This is a genomic window from Hydrogenophaga sp., assembly GCF_036675665.1.
Lineage (GTDB): Bacteria > Pseudomonadota > Gammaproteobacteria > Burkholderiales > Burkholderiaceae_C > Hydrogenophaga.
In genome coordinates, this window is record NZ_JAKFEO010000084.1 from 1 (window position 1) to 16,232 (window position 16,232).

Sequence of the window (16,232 nt, forward strand, 5' to 3'; positions counted from 1 at the left end):
GTGCTGGAGGAACGTCCGGACTGCACAGGACAGCGTAGGAGGTAACACCTCTCCACCGACAAGCCGCAAGGCCCTAAGGTGAGGATCAGAGCAACAGAGACGAGCCGCTTCAGTGCGGGTGAAACGGGCAATCTCTACGCGCAGCAATACCAAATAGGCCAGCCTGAGGCGACATGGTTCGCCGTGTTGACGATCCTCGTGGTTCCGCGAGGAGAGCTGGCGGGTAGGTAGCACCGAGCCGGGTGGGCAACCCCCGGCCCAGATGAATGGCGGTCACATCCGGGCCTTCGCAAGAAGGTTCCGGATGCACAGAATCCGGCGTAACGGCGCGCTTCACACTTATGCCTGCGGCAGGCCGTTGTTCAAGGCGGGTCGCCTGGCCATGGCGCGCAGCCCATCCATGTCCAGGATGTGGACGCGCCCTCGCTGGTAGTCCACCAGACCCATCGCCTTGAGTTCGACGGCGGCCAGCGTCACGCCAGCTCGGCGCACGCCCAGCATGTCGGCCAGATGCGCGTGGGTCAGGTAAAGATCTTCTTGTCCGTTGCGGGCGTGGCTCAGCAGGATCCAGTTCGCGAGCCGCGCCTTGATGTCGTGCGACTGGGAGGCCGCGGCCATGGACGCCACTTCCTGCGAGAACACCCACATATAGATGGCGAACACCCGCAGCATGCTGCCGCGTCGCGCCACCAGCCGCTTCAGGGCCTCACCATCGGCGCGAAAAGCCGTTCCACCGCGCTGCACGTGCAGCGTGAGGTTGCCTGCGCCGAGCCCCAGCGCATGTTGCAGCCCCACGGCGCCTTCCCGGCCTGTCAGTCCCACGGCCAGGCCGCTGCCATCGGTGTGGCGCACCACCAGCGCCACGCTGGCGCTGGTCGGGAAGTGAATGTGTCCATTGGGCTGGTGGGGGGCCGCCAGGATGTCGCCTGTGCCCAGTTCCACGGGCTTGCAGCGGCTCTCAAGCAAGCGCTGGTCGTCGTTTGACAACTGGGCCACGAGGCCGTTGTGCGTCAGGGTCAATGGGGCTCCCGAGGATGGTCGAAGAACGACACTGCGACGAGAGGTCCATGGCGGAATGGCCGGGGCGAGCGAAGGTCTGTTGCAGGAAGTGTACGGGGCATGGGCCCCAAAACGCCAATTTGGTCATGGCTTTCGAGAGCTGGTGGACGGTGACCTTCAAATTGCAGTGGAACGCTTTCGTCGTGCTCGGCGTAGATGTGTTCGATATCGAACATATTGATTCGTCTTTGCGCCTACACTGGCGCACCCCCGGAACTGCCGGCCACGCACCCTCGATCGCCTCCGGGCGGGAGTTCCGACATTGTCAGAAGATCACCCTTCAAACCGGATACTGGCCTCGCTGTCCGGTGGTGGCCAACTGCCCTGGAGTGAGCATCTCCAAAGGGTGGACTTGCCGGCCGGGCACGAGGTGCATGCGCCTGGCACCGCAACCGCCCACGTGTATTTCCCCACAACGGCGCTCGTCGCCTTGATGCAACCCACGCCGGGCGGAGGCGATGTGTCGGTGGCCTTGGTCGGCAACGATGGCATGTTGGGTGTGGCGGCATTCATGGGTGATTTTTTCGAATCCGGTCGGGCTGTGGTGCTGCATCCCGGCGCTGCCTGGACGCTGCCCACCAGCGCCTTGATGACCCCCGGACCCGATTCGGTACAGGTGACGCAGGTGGTGCTCGGCTACCTGCAGGCGCTCACGGACCAGATGTCGCAAACGGCCCTGTGCCAACGAACCCACAGCATTGAACAGCGCCTGTGCCGCTGGCTGCTGATGGCTTTCGACCGCATGCCCGACGACGCGCTGGCCATGGACTTGGGCGACTTGACGGTGCAGCTTGATGTGCCGATCGACGTGTTGTCGGGCGCGGCAGCGCGGTTGGTCGGTCTGGGGGTTCTGGCACGCGAGCCGGGTCGGTTGCGGCTGCTGGATCGCGCAGCGCTGCAGGCGCTGGCGTGCGACTGCCACGCGCTGGCTCAGAGCAAGCGTGGCATGTAGCCTGTGCGCAGGGCGTGGGCCCAATCGGGCCGACCGTTCTTGATGGCGAGCTGAGCGGTGGATTCGAAGTCGTAGGGCACCGAGATCAGGTCGACCTGCCATTGGCCCTGTAGGGTCTCTGCGATCGCATACCGCGCATCGGGACTGCCGTTTTCGACGCGGTGGTAGTTGGAGAGCGGGTGAGCGCGGCTGACATCGTAGGCGGGCATGCCCACGGCACCCGGGTTCACGACCAGCATGCCTCCCGGCAGACGCAGGGCACGCTGGATATGGCTGTGACCGCAGGCCAACAGCCGGATATGGGCGGGCACGTGTTCACCCAGCCGCTCGGCGATCTCGGGCGCCAGCGCCAGGCGGATGCCTTCCCCTTCGGCTGTCTCCAGCAGGTATTCGACCGGGCTGCGGGGGGTGCCATGGCACACCGCCACATCGCCGCCCAGACGATCCGCCCACAGTTCGCCCGTGTGCAGGCGCGCATCAAGAGAGTCGCTCAGCGAGGTGAGCCACCACCGTGACGGATCGTCGAGTTCACCGGCGGCAAAAGCGTCCGATGCGCTGCGCACGCCCGTGGTCTCATGCAGCACCTGGGGATCGTGGTTGCCGGCGATCTGCAACCAGTTCTGCCGCATCAGGAAATGCGCGGTCTGCAAGGGCATCAAAGGCCCGCTGACCATGTTGCCCAGGTTGATCACCTCGTCCACGCCGCCGCGCCGGTCCATGTCGGCGATCACGGCCTCAAGTGCCGAGAAATTCCCGTGGACATCGGAGAGGATCGCGATCTTCATCGTTCGGCCTCTACAGATTGAAGCCACTCAAGCTTTGCAGACGCTCCACATGCGCCATCAGGGAGCGTTTGGCCACCGGCCAGAGCCGCTCGGGCACATCGTCGTAGGCCAGCTTCACCCAATCGTCGGGCGTACCGTCGGGTGCCTTTTGCAACGCGCGCGCCACCTTGGCTTCGCGTTGCAGCCGGTGCGCCTTGAGATGCGCGATGGCCACCAACGCGCCACCCTCGGCCGGCGCGCTGGTGTTCTCGGCGCTGGCCCGCAGATCACCCAGCACGTAGCCGTGCGCGGGCAGGATGAACTCAACCGCATGCGTTCGGCAACGCTCGGCCAGCTTGTCGAGTGAATCGAGGTAGGCACCCATGCTGCCGTCGGGCGGGTCGATCACGGTGGTGCTGCCGTTGAGGATGTGATCGCCGGTGAAGAGCAGACCGTCTTCAACCAGCAGGAGACACAGGTGGTTGGCCGCATGGCCAGGGGTGTGCACCACTTCCAGCGTGTGGGTGATGGTCGATTCGCCCGACTGGCCCAGCAACACGAGTTGTTCGCCATCGGCCAGCGAGCGTTCGGGCGCGAAGCGGCTGTTTTCTCGGGCGGTCGGCTGGCTGGGCAGGCCCAGGATGGGCGGCCGTTCCAGCCCGGCGGCCACACACAGAGCCTGAAGCCTGGGCGCCCCGGGCGAGTGGTCGGGATGCGAGTGGGTGCAGACAATGGCCTGGATGCGGCCACCGGCGGCGCGCCACAGCCGCTCGATGTGCGCTGGATCGTCCGGGCCCGGATCGATCACGATGTGGCCGCTGGCGGGGTCGCCCGCCACGTAGCTGTTGGTGCCCGGGCCGGTCATGAAGCCGGGGTTGGGCGCTGTCAGGCGCTGCACATTCTTGAGCAACTGCACGGGCTGCTCGTGCTGCCAGTCCAGGTGATGCGCGATATGTCCGTCGGGGCACACCAGGGCGAGTTCGCCAAAGGGCGGTTCGTGCTCCATGTGGCGCGATTCGCGCCCGGCCAGCAGGCCCGCCCGGGGACAACTCGTCCACAACGGTTGATCGTTCTCTGCACAAGCCTCCAGCACGTCCCGCACCGTCGCGTAGGCCTGCAGGCGCTCCAGCGTGCGGATGGTGGGAAAGATGATGAAGAAGTTGCCGGCTTCGTGGCGCGCCAGTGCATCGGCCGCACGCACCCACACCGGCTCGAACTGCTCCGCCTCGTCGGCCACGGGAGCCTGACCCTCGGGCATGCGGGCCACGAGAAAGGGCACGTCGAAGCGGCGCGGCAGGTCGCGGTCGGTGATCCAGTGCGCCAGCACGAACACGCCTGCGCCGTCGAGCGTGAGGCCCTTCGCCTGGCACTGTGCGGCAAACGGGGCCTGTCGATCCAGCGTGGCGATGTCACTGTCATCCACGGGTGAACCATCGGCTCGGTGCGCCAGGAGCACGCCCAGTTCTTCAAAACTCTCGCGGATGGCGGCAATGGCCTGCGTGAGGTGCAGGTCGCTTTGTGTGGTGCGGCGCGTGGAAATGCCATGCGACTGGGCATCGGCAGCGTCAATGCCACCGCCCGGAAACACATAAGCCCCGGGCGCGAAGCTGGCCGTCATGGAGCGGCGGGTCATCAAGACTTCAATGCCGGGGCGGGTGGGATCGGTGCTGTCTCGCAGCAGCAGGACGGTGGCGGCCGCACGCAGCGGTACGGGTGGGCGATGTGGATGCAGGAGTTGGGTGGGTCTGACCATGGAAGCATTTTGCGGGAAGCCAGCGCACTTGTGGCACCGCCTGCGGGTCAGCGCCGATAATTGAGCGATGCACATCCGATTCACCAAGATGCAGGGCGCGGGCAACGACTTCGTGGTGCTCGACGAGACGCGGGGCCGTCTGGGCCTCACCGCGGCCCAATACCGCTTCCTCGCCGATCGGCACTTCGGCGTGGGCGCCGACCAGATCCTCAGTGTGCGGGCCTCCCTCGAGCCCGAGCTGGACTTCGAATACGTGATCCACAACGCCGATGGGGGCGAGGTGGAGCACTGCGGCAACGGCGCGCGCTGCTTTGTGCGTTTCGTGCACGACAAGGGCCTGAGCCAGCGCAATCCGCTGCGTGTGAAAGTGGCCAATGGCGAGCTGGAGCTGCATGCCCACCAGGACGGTGGGGTGACCGTGGACATGGGGCCGCCGGTGTTTGCCCTGGACCGTGTGCCCTTCCTGGCCCAGGACCTGCAACCCCAGGCAATGGGCAACTTCGAGCGCTGGCCGCTGGCGCTGCCGTATGCAGGCGATGTGCCGGTCGCCGTGTTGTCCATGGGCAACCCGCACGCGGTGCTGATGGTGGACGATGTCAAGAGCGCTCCGGTGCAGGCCTGGGGGCCCATGATCGAGCGGCATGATCGTTTTCCCCAGCGCGTCAACGCCGGCTTTCTGCAGGTGGTGAGCCGCACCGAGGTGAGGCTGCGAGTGTTCGAGCGCGGTGCCGGCGAAACCCTGGCCTGCGGCACCGGGGCCTGCGCGGCGGTGGTGGCCGGCATCCGGCTGGGCCTGCTCGATGCGCGCGTCGACGTTCACACCCAGGGCGGCGTGCTCACCATCGAATGGCAGGACAGCCGCCGCCACGACAACGCCGTCTTCATGACCGGACCGGCCACCACCGTGTTCGAAGGCGAGATCGACATTCCCGACATCGGCTGAACCCGGCCCCGAATCCACACACCCATGAATACCAACAGCATCCCACCTATCACCGAAGACGACATCGCCAACTACCTGGCCAACACGCCCGATTTCTTCGAGCGCCATGCCAGCCTGCTGGCCGCCGTGCAGCTCACCAGCCCGCACGGCCACCGCGCGGTGAGCCTGCAGGAGCGCCAGGCCGAGATGCTGCGCGAAAAGATCAAGGGACTGGAGCTCAAGGCGGCCGAGATGATCCGCAACGGTCACGAAAACACCACCATCGCCGACAAACTGCAGCTCTGGACCCGCGCGCTGCTGCTCACCCGCGAGCCTGCCGAACTGCCCGTGGTGGCGGTGCGCGAAATCGCCAACCAGTTCATGGTGCCGCAGGTCGCCATCAAGGTCTGGGGCGTGGCGCCGGCGTTCGAAGACCAGCCGTTTGCCCAAGGCGCCAGCGACGACGTGAAAGCCTTTGCCTCGTCGCTCACCCGGCCCTACTGCGGCGCCAACCCCGGGCTGGAAGCCGCAGGCTGGCTGGACGATCCATCAAGCGCGGTGTCGCTCGCGCTCATTCCGCTGCGCGCCGGCATCTCGCCACAGGCTTTCGGCCTGCTGGTGCTGGCCTCGGCCGACCAACAGCGTTTCGCCAGCGACATGGGCACCGACTTCCTGGAGCGCATCGGCGAGATCACCAGCGCGGCGTTGTCCCGCCTCCGTCCTGAATAACGTTCCATGAATCTGCCGGTGCGCGCCGCCCCCGAAACCCCGACGGGTGACGATGCCGCGCTGGTGCAGGCCTACCTGAACCACGTCAAGGTGGAAAAGCGCCTGGCCGAGCGCACGGTGGTGCTTTACACGCTGGATATGCAGCGGCTTTGCGCACACGCAGGTGAGGCGCGGGTCGGCCTCAAGGACATTCAAAACACGCACATTCGCCGCTGGATCGCGCAAATGCACAGCGCCGGGCGCAGCGCGCGCGGCATTGCCCTCATCCTCTCCGGATGGCGCGGCTTCTATGTCTGGCTCGGCCGCCAGGGTCTGATCGGTCACAACCCCGTGCAGGACGTGCGCGCTCCCAAGACCGGCAAGCCACTGCCCAAGGCGCTGGGCGTGGACGAGTCGGTACAGCTCGCCTCCCATGTGGAAGAGGCCGATCACCCCGCGCTGGAAGCGCGCGACGCCTGCATCACCGAACTGCTGTATGGCTGCGGCCTGCGCATCGGCGAGCTGGTGGGTCTGGACGTGGCGGCCAGCGGCGGGGCCCTCGGGTGGATCGACGCGCAGGACGGCGAAGCGCACGTGCTGGGCAAGGGTTCGAAGCGGCGCAGCGTGCCGGTGGGCAAGGCCGCCCTGGCAGCGCTGGCGCGCTGGCTCGAACACCGCGCCACTTGGGCGCGGGAAGATGCGGCCTTGTTCATCGGCTCGCGCGGCCAGCGCCTCACGCCACAGCACATCCGCGTGCGCCTCAAGCGCCGCTCGCGCCTGGCGGGTCTGGCCACGCCGGTGCATCCGCACATGCTGCGCCACTCGTTCGCCAGCCATGTGCTGCAATCCAGTGGTGATCTGCGCGCCGTACAGGAGTTGCTGGGCCACGCCAGCATCAGCACGACGCAGGTCTACACGCGGCTGGATTTCCAGCACCTGGCCAAGGTGTACGACGCGGCGCACCCGCGCGCGCACGCCAAGGGAAAACCGCCCAAGGGCTGAGGAGCTTGAAGGCGGGGTCGACAATACCCGCATGAAAACCATCCGCCTCAAGCCCGGCAAAGACCGTTCCCTCCTGCGTCGCCACCCCTGGGTGTTCGACGGCGCCATTGCCAAAGGTGGTGGCGATGCCGGCGAAACCGTGCGTGTGGAGAGCGCCGAGGGGCAGTTCCTCGCCTGGGGCGCTTTCTCGCCCGAATCACGCATCCGGGTGCGTGCCTGGAGCTTCGACGAAGCCCAACGCATCGACGCCGACTTCCTGCGCGCCACCCTGGCACGCGCCATCGCCTTGCGCGAGCGTCTTGGCATCGAGAGCGACGGCGTGCGGCTCGTGCACGGCGAATCCGACGGCGTGCCCGGTCTCATCGTGGATCGCTACGGCGACACGCTGGTGGCCCAGTTCACCGCCTGCGGCGTGGAGCGCCACAAGGCGGTGATCGCCGATGCGCTGATCGAACTCACCGGATGTCCGCGCCTGTACGAGCGCTCCGACACCAGCAGCCGCAAACTCGAAGGCCTGCCCGAAGCCGTCGGCTGGTTGCGCGGCACCGGTTCCACCGCACTCGTGCTGCGCGAGCACAGCTGGCAACTCGGCCTGGACATCGCCCAGGGTCACAAGACCGGCTTCTATCTGGACCAGCGCGACAGCCGGCTGGCCTGCAGCCAGTACGCCCGCCGCTTGACGTTCGGGCAGGTGCTCAACTGCTACAGCTACACCGGCGGCTTCACCGTGGCCGCGCTGGCGGGTGGGGCAGGGCATGTCACCTCCATCGATTCGTCGGCACCCGCCTTGCAGCAGGCCGCCGCCAACGTGGCGCTCAACGGCTTCGACGCGTCACGCGCCAGCTTCATGGACGCCGATGTGAACGCCTCGCTGCGCCGGTTCGTGGCCGAGGGGCGCCAGTTCGACGCCATCGTGCTCGACCCGCCCAAACTCGCCCCCACCGTGGCGCACGCCGAGCGCGCCGCCCGTGCCTACAAGGACATCAACCGCCTGGCCTTCAAGCTGCTCGCACCCGGCGGCGTGCTGTTCACCTTTTCCTGCTCGGGCGGCATCGGGGTGGAGCTGTTCCACAAGATCGTGGCTTCTGCGGGGCTCGATGCCGGTGTGGATGGTGCCATCCTGCAGCGCCTGGGTGGCGCCAGCGACCACCCCATGACGGTGAATTTCCCCGAGGGCGAGTACCTCAAGGGCCTGATCGTCATGAAAAAGCAGTAGGGTGTGCATGTCTTGGAGGGCTCGCATACACTTGCGCGCTTCTTCCGTTTGCCCACCTCCGACACTGTCGCGCCCGCCATGTCCCTCATCCCCGCCACCATCCTCACCGGTTTCCTTGGCTCTGGCAAAACCACGCTGCTCAAGCGCGTGCTCAGCGAGGCCCATGGCCAGAAGATTGCGGTGATCGAAAACGAGTTCGGTGAGGAGAACATCGACAACGAGATCCTGGTGGCCGACACCACCGAAAACATCATCCAGATGAGCAATGGTTGCATTTGCTGCACCATCCGTGACGACCTGCGCGCCACGCTGCACGACCTGGCCGAGAAGAAGCGCAAAGGCGAGCTGGATTTTGATCGTGTGGTGATCGAGACCACCGGCCTGGCAGACCCTGGCCCGGTGGCGCAGACCTTCTTCATGGACGACGAGGTGGCCGAGCAGTACCTGCTGGACTCGATCCTCACGCTGGTGGATGCCAAGCACGCCGCCCAGCAGCTCAACGACCGCCAGGAGGCGCGCCGCCAGGTGGGCTTTGCCGACCAGATCTTCATCAGCAAGGCCGACCTGGTGAGCGCCGAAGACCTTGACGCGTTGACACACCGTCTCAAGCACATGAACCCGCGTGCCCCCATGCGCCCGGTGCATTTCGGCGAGGTGGCGCTCAAGGAAGTGTTCGACCTGCGTGGCTTCAACCTCAACGCCAAGCTCGACATCGACCCCGATTTCCTCAAGGCCGACGAGCACGACCATGGTCACGAAGACCACGACCACGCACACGGCGAGCATTGCGACCATCCGTCTCACCAACACGATCACGATCATGGCCACGAAGGGCCGGGTCACCACCATCACCACGACGACGATGTGAAGAGCTTCGTCTACCGCGCCACCCGTCCGTTCAACCCCGCCAAGCTGGAAGACTTCCTGGGCGCCATCGTGCAGGTGTACGGCCCGCGCATGCTGCGCTACAAGGGCGTACTCGATCTGGAGGGCACAGACCGCAAGGTGATTTTCCAGGGCGTGCACCAACTGATGGGCAGCGATCTCGGTCCGCCATGGGCCGAAGGCGAGCAGCGCACCAGCAAGATGGTGTTCATCGGCATCGATCTGCCGCGCGACATCCTCGTGCAGGGCCTGGACCAGAGCCTGGTCTGACGCCGGCGCAACCGTGCTGTTTGTCTCGCTTCTCCAACGCCTGGGTTTCCCCTCCCGACCGGATTCCGGGAGTGACGCCGCCATCTCGTTACAATCGCGCCCCATGCCGGTGGCCCGGCGGTCTTCCACAACTGGTGTTCGCCCACGGCTGAATCCCGGTCCCGGTAAGGGTATAACCTCGCATCCGTCGGCCACGCCGACACAGGTTGATGCGGCCCAACCCCGCACACCGGACCCGGATCTAGCACCGTCAGGCACTGAGAGGAGACCCGTTGTGAAAGCCCCGGCTACCAAGTCAGCGAAATCAGCCAAGCCCGCCGCTTCGGGCACGAAGGGGCGCACGTCGGCGGCCAAGGCCGTGGTGTCTGCGGCGCGCAAGCCCGCAGTCAAGAGCGCCGGGAAGCCGGCTGTCAAGGTGGCGGCGAAAGCGGTGACGAAGGCGTCCTCCAAGCCCGTTGCGAAAACAGCGGCCAAGCTGCCTGCGAAGGCCGCCTCCAAACCAATGGCCAAAGCAGCTGTTCCATCGAAAGTACCCGCGCCGTCCAAGAAAACCGCTTCGCCCCCCGCGAAAGCCGCATCCAAGCCAGTGGGCAAGCCCGCTGTTGCGAGCAAGCCCACGCCTTCCCGCACACCCGCGGTCAAGCCCATTCCGGCGAGTACCGCCAAATCCAAGGCACAGCCCGCCGCCAAGGCGGCTGCCCCCACCGTGACTTCTTCTGCTTCCCGGGCGGCGTCCGCCGCTCCTGTCTCCAAAGCTGCCAGCGCCAAGCGTGCCCCGGCGCCTGCCCCTGTGGTTGTTGAGCCCACACCTCGCCCATTGGGCAAGCGGGCAGCGAAGAAAGTCATGATGGAGCAGATGACCCAGGCTGCGGTGGTGCCGACCCACGCACCCGATGCCGCCAAGGCAACTTTTTCTCATATGAACGAACGTGCCGTCATGACCCCTCCCGTCCCCTCATCCGTCCAGAAGGACCCCAAGCGGGCCAACAACTGGAAAACCCTGCCTGCCGATCAATTGACCGATCAGGATGTACAGGCCATGCCTGACAGCGAATACATGGGCGAGCTGCAGCTGGCCTATTTCCGCCGCAAGCTGTCGCAGCTCAAGGCCGACATGCTGGCCAATGCGGGCGAGACCACCGAGCACCTGCGAGAAGACACCGTGGTGGTGCCCGATCCAGCTGACCGCGCCACCATCGAAGAAGAGCACGCCCTGGAGCTGCGCACCCGCGACCGCGAACGCAAGTTGCTCAAGAAGATCGAACAGGCCATTGCCCGCATCGATGCGGGCGACTACGGTTACTGCGAAGAAACCGGTGAATCCATCGGTCTGGGCCGGTTGATGGCCCGCCCGACCGCCAGCCTTTCCCTTGAAGCCCAGCAGCGGCGCGAGCTCAAGCAGAAAATGTTCGGAGACTGAGCCGTTTCCACCGAGCCCGATCCCGACTCATTTCCGGCAACTCCTGACCCATGTCCAAGGACGATTCCAACGGCGGCTTCCTCTCCAAGGTGGTGAAGTTCGTGCGTCATCCGACCACGAGCTGGGCCGATCTGGACACCCGTCAGGCCGATCGCGAAAGTGAGTACAGCAAGGCCGCGCTCAAGGAGATGATCGAGCGCAAGCGGCGCAACGACTTTGTGCGCAAGCGCGAGTTCGACATGCTGCGCAAGATTCGCAGCCGCGAGGGCACGAGCCCCGAAGGTCCCGGCATGCGACCTTCTTTTTTCCAGAGCAGCCTGCCTTCCAAGCCGGACGATCGTGCCGAGACGCTGAAGAAGATCGACGAAATCGAAGCCCAGATGTCGATGCAGTGGTGGAAGACGAAGGGCCCGGATTCCTTGGTCAGCACCGGGTCCAGTCTCAATGCCGGCGCCCACAGCACGGGCGGCACGCCGCTCAAGAACAAGGAAGACATGCCGGTGGTGGGCGCTGCGCCCGATGCCGTGGCCCGACAACGCAAGGCGCAGTACGACGAGACCGAACCTGCCCCGCTGCCTGTTGCGGCGGCCGTACCCGCCTCTCCAGCGGCGATGAATCCGCTGGACACACGCAATCCGGCCGCAAATGCGCGAGACATGGTCGAGTTCGGCAAGACCACCCCCGCCAGCCCGACGCGCACCGGATTGATGGCGCCAACGCAGCCCAGCGAACTCTCCAGTTCGAATTCTCGCGGGGGTGGTTTTTCCGCATCCCATTTCTATTCGCTCGATGTACAGGAAATCGTGCAGGATCCGGATGTCGAAGAAGCCGCCATCCGGTTTGCCAACGGCGACGATGCCGGCGCCGAGCAGGGGCTCATGGAGGTGTTGGGTGAAGGCGGTTCGAAAGTCGACCAGATCGACGACTGGCTCGCCCTGTTCGATCTGTACCGGGCCACGGGTCAGCTGGCTCCCTTCGAGAGCCGCGCGGTCGATTTTGCCAACCGCTTCAACCGGTCCGCCCCTCAGTGGTACGACATGCCCGAAACGGTGTCTTCCATGACCGGCAAGACCTTCACGCCCACAGCCAGCAACAACCGGGCGGTCTGGGTCAGCGAGGCCGAGCTCGACGCCCATGCGGTGGGCACCTTGCAAAACGTGTTGCTGCGCGCCAAGCAACCCTGGGTGATCGACTGGACGCCGATGGAGTCCATGGACCTCAAGGCGGCACGTGCCCTGCTCGGCATCTTCACGCTCTGGGGTGATCAGGACGTCGAACTGCGATTTCTGGGTTCGGCCGTGTTCCGCGATCTGCTCAAGCACTTCACCCCGTCGGGTCGTCGGGATGTCGAGCAACTCTGGTGGGAACTGCGCATGGCCGTGCTTCGGGTCATGAACCGGCCGGACGAATTCGAGCTGACAGCGCTGGATTTTTGCGTGACCTACGAAGTGTCACCACCGGGTTGGGAACGTCCGCGCTGCCACGTCACGTCCATTGCGGCCGATCGACCCGAAGACGCAGGCCAGTCCGTCCTGAGCGAAGCCGTGCTGGAGTCGGTGCCTTCTGCTTATCCAGGCGAATCGGTGCTTGAAGGTCAACCATCCGAGTTCAACCAGCTCGGCCTGGTGGAGCTTTCCGGCGAGATCCGTGGCGACCCACAAGCCACCCTGGACATGCTCGAGCGCCGCCTGATGGGCGCCGATGTGCTGATCATTTCCTGTCGCAACCTGATTCGGGTGGACTTTTCTGCTGCCGGCACCTTGCTCAACTGGGTGTCTCAGCACCACGCTGAACGCCGTCTGGTGCAGTTCGTGGACGCCCACCGCCTGGTGTCGGCGTTTTTTCACGTGATCGGCATCACCGAATACGCCAAGGTCGTGGTCCGCAACGACTGATCCGCGCTGCGCGGGTCCTACACGTTGTTTCAAACAACGATGCCGGGTGCTGTTGCATGGCTCCCGATCAACCCCAACTCAACGCCATGGAATCATTTCACGGAACCACCATCATCTGTGTGCGCCGCCAGACACCCGCCGGTATGCAGGTCGCCATCGGTGGGGACGGGCAGGTCACGCTGGGCAACATCATTGTCAAGGGCACGGCCCGCAAGGTGCGCAAGCTGCACCACGACAAGGTGTTGGCCGGTTTTGCCGGCGCCACCGCCGATGCCTTCACGCTGTTCGAGCGCTTCGAAGCCAAGCTGGAGAAGCACCAGGGCCACTTGGTGCGCGCGGCCATCGAGCTCACGCGCGACTGGCGCACCGACCGTGTGTTGCGTCGCCTGGAGGCCATGCTCGCCGTGGCCGACCACAGTGCCTCGCTGATCATCACAGGCAATGGGGACGTGCTGGAGCCCGAGCACGGCATTGTGGCCATCGGGTCGGGTGGTGCCTACGCGCAGGCTGCGGCCAAGGCCCTGCTCGACCACACCGAACTCAGTGCAGAAGACGTGGTGCGCAAGTCGCTGGGGATTGCTGGCGAGCTGTGCATCTACACCAACATGAACCACACGATCGAAACGCTGGATTGAGCCCTACATGTCTTCAATGACCCCCCAGGAAATCGTTTCCGAACTCGACCGTTTCATCATTGGCCAGAAGGGTGCCAAGCGCGCCGTGGCCATTGCGCTGCGCAACCGCTGGCGGCGCCAGCAGGTCGACGAAAAGCTGCGCCCCGAGATCACGCCCAAGAACATCCTCATGATCGGCCCCACCGGCGTGGGCAAGACCGAGATTGCGCGGCGCCTGGCGCGGTTGGCCGATGCGCCCTTCATCAAGGTCGAGGCCACGAAGTTCACCGAAGTGGGCTATGTGGGCAAGGATGTGGACAGCATCATCCGCGACCTCGCCGAGATCGCGATCAAGCAGACGCGCGAGGTCGAAATGCGCAAGCAGCGCGTGCGTGCCGAAGACGCTGCCGAAGACCGCATCCTCGACATCCTGATCCCGCCGGCCCGCAGCGCAGAGCCGGTGGCCAACGTGGTGCCGCTGCCCGAGAGCACGGCCCGGCAGAACTTCCGCAAGAAGCTGCGCGAAGGCGACCTGGACGATCGCGAAATCGAGATCGATCTGCTGGAGCCTCGCCCGACCATGGAGATCATGGGTCCGGCCGGCATGGAGGACATGGCCGAACAACTGCGCGGCATGTTCAGCCAGATCGGGGCCGGCAAACGCCAGACCCGCAAACTCAGGATCGCCGAGGCGATGAAGCTGCTGATTGACGAAGAGGCGGGCAAACTGGTCAACGAAGACGAGATCAAGACGCGCGCGCTGCACAACGCGGAGCAAAACGGCATCGTGTTCATTGACGAGATCGACAAGGTGACCTCGCGCAACGACTCCGGCAGCGCCGAGGTGTCGCGCCAGGGCGTGCAGCGCGACCTGCTGCCCCTGGTGGAAGGCACGACGGTGACCACCAAATACGGTGTGATCAAGACCGATCACATCCTCTTCATCGCCAGCGGCGCCTTCCACCTGAGCAAGCCGAGCGATCTGATTCCCGAACTGCAGGGCCGCTTTCCCATCCGCGTCGAGCTGCAGTCGCTCTCGGTTGACGACTTCGAGGCCATCCTCATCCAGACCCATGCCTCGCTGGTGCGTCAGTACCAGGCGTTGCTGGCCACCGAAGGTGTCACGCTCGAGTTCTCACCCGAAGGCATCCGTCAGCTGGCGCAGATCGCCTGCGACGTGAACGAGCGCACCGAAAACATCGGCGCGCGCCGCCTGGCCACGGTGATGGAGCACCTGCTCGACGAAGTGAGCTTCGATGCCACCAAGCTGCAGGGCCAGACCATCACCATCGATGCGGCCTATGTGAACGGGCGCCTGGCCGCACTCAGCCGCAACGAAGATCTCTCGCGCTACATCCTCTGAGCGTCGCGGGCCGCTCGCCGGTCCGTTGGCGCCGACCGCCGCCGACGCATGCCGTTGGTCGGCTCATGCCAATCCCCACGCCCGTCTCGACGACCCCAGACGCCGCAGGGTTTTGAAGCTTCACATGCAAAGCCGGTTGTAAGTGCTTGCTTTTAATGCATTTTTGGCTTGTGCAGGCTTCATATTGCGTTCTAAGTGGTTGATTTCATTGAAAAAATTTGTCTCTGCCGAGTTGCACGCCTTGGTTTTCCTGATAAAGTGGAAAAAAGTGCATTTAAGTGGTGAAAAGTGTTTTTCAAGGATTGATCGCGGTGTTTCAGGGTGCTTCTTCTCTCAGTCTCGACGCCAAGGGTCGGCTCTCGGTGCCCACCCGGCACCGTGACGTCCTGAGCGCGGGGGCGAGTCAGCTCACCATCACCAAACACCCCCATGGTTGCCTGATGATTTTCCCGCGCACCGCGTGGGAGCAGTTCCGCGATCGCATCGCCTCGCTGCCCATGCAGGCGCAGTGGTGGAAGCGCATCTTCCTGGGCAATGCCATGGACGTGGAGATGGACGGCACCGGACGCGTGCTGGTGTCGCCCGAGCTGCGCGCGGCGGCCGGCATCAGCAAGGACGTGGTGCTGCTCGGCATGGGCGCCTATTTCGAGCTGTGGGATGCGCAGGTCTACGCCGCGCAGGAAGCCGAAGCCATGAAGGCCGACATGCCCGATGTCTTCAAGGACTTCTCTTTCTAAGGGTGATGGTGCAAGGCACATGGATTCACCACACCGTCCTGTTGAACGAAGCCGTGCAAGCACTGGCGATCAACCCGGACGGACACTACGTCGACGCCACCTTCGGGCGCGGCGGCCACTCCCGATTGATTCTCGAGCAGCTGTCCCGTCAAGGGCGGTTGACCGTCTTCGACAAGGATCCCCAAGCCGTGGCGGCCGCGCAGGCGCTGGCTGCCAGCGATGCGCGCCTTTCCATCCGCCACGAGGGCTTTTCGCACCTCGGCGAACTGGGGGCGACCAGTGTGGATGGTGTGCTCATGGACCTCGGCGTGAGTTCGCCGCAGATCGACGACCCCGAGAGGGGTTTTTCTTTTCGCCACGATGGTCCTCTGGACATGCGCATGGACACCACGCGCGGCCAGAGCGTGGCTCAGTGGCTGGAAACGGCCGATGTCTCAACCCTGTCGGAGGTCATCCGTGAATATGGCGAAGAACGGTTTGCTCAACCGATTGCAAAGGCGATTGATCGTCGCCGACAGGAACGGGGCCCTTTTCGAACCACCCGCGAGTTGGCCGAAGTCGTGGCTGGCGCGGTCAAAACCCGCGAGCCGGGCAAGGACCCTGCAACGCGCACATTTCAGGCTTTTCGGATTTTCATCAACGCCGAGCTTGAAGAGCTGCAACAAGCGCTAG

General features: G+C 64.9%; 15 protein-coding genes and 1 other RNA gene. 13 read left to right on the forward strand and 3 right to left on the reverse strand.

The window, feature by feature from the left end; all coding sequences use genetic code 11:
- Positions 1-339, forward strand: an RNA gene (rnpB, locus tag V6M63_RS20250) — RNase P RNA component class A; the annotation flags it as partial.
- Here the strand turns inward: rnpB and V6M63_RS20255 are convergent.
- The gene (locus V6M63_RS20255; RefSeq protein WP_332744820.1) at positions 340-996 is read right to left on the reverse strand and encodes a Crp/Fnr family transcriptional regulator; all 657 of its coding nucleotides are present in this window, start codon (positions 994-996) and stop codon (positions 340-342) included.
- Between the two features lie 463 nt (positions 997-1,459).
- On the opposite strand from V6M63_RS20255, the gene V6M63_RS20260 reads away from it, so the two are divergent.
- A complete protein-coding gene (locus V6M63_RS20260; protein ID WP_332744822.1) occupies positions 1,460-2,011 on the forward strand; it encodes a Crp/Fnr family transcriptional regulator in 552 nt (183 codons plus the stop codon).
- Here the strand turns inward: V6M63_RS20260 and V6M63_RS20265 are convergent.
- Both V6M63_RS20265 and V6M63_RS20270 read right to left on the reverse strand, forming a co-directional pair.
- Entirely contained in the window at positions 1,990-2,796 is an 807-nt protein-coding gene (locus tag V6M63_RS20265; protein WP_332744824.1) for a metallophosphoesterase family protein, read from the reverse strand. The two genes, V6M63_RS20260 and V6M63_RS20265, sit on opposite strands and share 22 nt — an antisense overlap.
- 10 nt (positions 2,797-2,806) lie before the next feature.
- Positions 2,807-4,528, reverse strand: a complete 1,722-nt coding sequence (locus V6M63_RS20270) for an MBL fold metallo-hydrolase (RefSeq protein ID WP_332744825.1) — start codon at positions 4,526-4,528, stop codon at positions 2,807-2,809.
- A 67-nt stretch (positions 4,529-4,595) separates the two neighbouring features.
- Between V6M63_RS20270 and dapF the strand changes: the two genes are divergently transcribed.
- The 11 genes from dapF to rsmH form a co-directional block, all read left to right on the forward strand.
- Positions 4,596-5,471, forward strand: coding sequence for a diaminopimelate epimerase (gene dapF / locus V6M63_RS20275; RefSeq protein ID WP_332744826.1), 876 nt, complete (start codon positions 4,596-4,598; stop codon positions 5,469-5,471).
- Positions 5,472-5,495: 24 nt separating this feature from the next.
- Positions 5,496-6,179, forward strand: coding sequence for a DUF484 family protein (locus V6M63_RS20280; RefSeq protein WP_332744828.1), 684 nt, complete (start codon positions 5,496-5,498; stop codon positions 6,177-6,179).
- 6 nt (positions 6,180-6,185) lie between these two features.
- On the forward strand, positions 6,186-7,160 hold the full coding sequence (locus tag V6M63_RS20285; RefSeq protein WP_332744830.1) for a tyrosine recombinase XerC: 975 nt from the start codon (positions 6,186-6,188) through the stop codon (positions 7,158-7,160).
- Between the two features lie 31 nt (positions 7,161-7,191).
- On the forward strand, positions 7,192-8,376 hold the full coding sequence (locus tag V6M63_RS20290; RefSeq protein WP_332744832.1) for a class I SAM-dependent rRNA methyltransferase: 1,185 nt from the start codon (positions 7,192-7,194) through the stop codon (positions 8,374-8,376).
- Positions 8,377-8,454: 78 nt separating this feature from the next.
- Positions 8,455-9,531, forward strand: coding sequence for a CobW family GTP-binding protein (locus V6M63_RS20295; protein ID WP_332744834.1), 1,077 nt, complete (start codon positions 8,455-8,457; stop codon positions 9,529-9,531).
- Between the two features lie 646 nt (positions 9,532-10,177).
- Positions 10,178-10,951: an RNA polymerase-binding protein DksA gene (gene dksA / locus V6M63_RS24595; protein WP_442909625.1), complete on the forward strand. Its 774-nt coding sequence runs from the start codon at positions 10,178-10,180 to the stop codon at positions 10,949-10,951.
- Between the two features lie 50 nt (positions 10,952-11,001).
- The gene (locus tag V6M63_RS20305; RefSeq protein WP_332744838.1) at positions 11,002-12,846 is read left to right on the forward strand and encodes an STAS domain-containing protein; all 1,845 of its coding nucleotides are present in this window, start codon (positions 11,002-11,004) and stop codon (positions 12,844-12,846) included.
- Between the two features lie 86 nt (positions 12,847-12,932).
- A complete protein-coding gene (gene hslV / locus V6M63_RS20310; RefSeq protein WP_332744840.1) occupies positions 12,933-13,481 on the forward strand; it encodes an ATP-dependent protease subunit HslV in 549 nt (182 codons plus the stop codon).
- A 7-nt stretch (positions 13,482-13,488) separates the two neighbouring features.
- Complete coding sequence (gene hslU / locus V6M63_RS20315; RefSeq protein WP_332744841.1) at positions 13,489-14,823, forward strand: ATP-dependent protease ATPase subunit HslU; 1,335 nt, start codon at positions 13,489-13,491, stop codon at positions 14,821-14,823.
- 311 nt (positions 14,824-15,134) lie between these two features.
- Positions 15,135-15,560 (forward strand): division/cell wall cluster transcriptional repressor MraZ, encoded by a 426-nt coding sequence (gene mraZ / locus V6M63_RS20320; RefSeq protein ID WP_056270695.1) that lies wholly within the window; start codon positions 15,135-15,137, stop codon positions 15,558-15,560.
- A 5-nt stretch (positions 15,561-15,565) separates the two neighbouring features.
- Positions 15,566-16,232: 16S rRNA (cytosine(1402)-N(4))-methyltransferase RsmH (rsmH, locus tag V6M63_RS20325; RefSeq protein ID WP_332744843.1), on the forward strand; the 667-nt coding region annotated here is incomplete at its 3' end.

What these genes read in the sequence shown, in the direction of transcription:
- V6M63_RS20265 (WP_332744824.1), bottom strand. Translation starts at nt 2,796, where the DNA reads ATGAAGATCGCGATCCTCTCCGATGTCCACGGGAATTTCTCGGCACTT.
- hslU (WP_332744841.1), top strand. Translation starts at nt 13,489, where the DNA reads ATGTCTTCAATGACCCCCCAGGAAATCGTTTCCGAACTCGACCGTTTC.
- V6M63_RS20290 (WP_332744832.1), top strand. Translation starts at nt 7,192, where the DNA reads ATGAAAACCATCCGCCTCAAGCCCGGCAAAGACCGTTCCCTCCTGCGT.
- hslV (WP_332744840.1), top strand. Translation starts at nt 12,933, where the DNA reads ATGGAATCATTTCACGGAACCACCATCATCTGTGTGCGCCGCCAGACA.
- V6M63_RS20305 (WP_332744838.1), top strand. Translation starts at nt 11,002, where the DNA reads ATGTCCAAGGACGATTCCAACGGCGGCTTCCTCTCCAAGGTGGTGAAG.
- V6M63_RS20285 (WP_332744830.1), top strand. Translation starts at nt 6,186, where the DNA reads ATGAATCTGCCGGTGCGCGCCGCCCCCGAAACCCCGACGGGTGACGAT.
- dapF (WP_332744826.1), top strand. Translation starts at nt 4,596, where the DNA reads ATGCACATCCGATTCACCAAGATGCAGGGCGCGGGCAACGACTTCGTG.
- V6M63_RS20280 (WP_332744828.1), top strand. Translation starts at nt 5,496, where the DNA reads ATGAATACCAACAGCATCCCACCTATCACCGAAGACGACATCGCCAAC.
- V6M63_RS20295 (WP_332744834.1), top strand. Translation starts at nt 8,455, where the DNA reads ATGTCCCTCATCCCCGCCACCATCCTCACCGGTTTCCTTGGCTCTGGC.
- V6M63_RS20270 (WP_332744825.1), bottom strand. Translation starts at nt 4,528, where the DNA reads ATGGTCAGACCCACCCAACTCCTGCATCCACATCGCCCACCCGTACCG.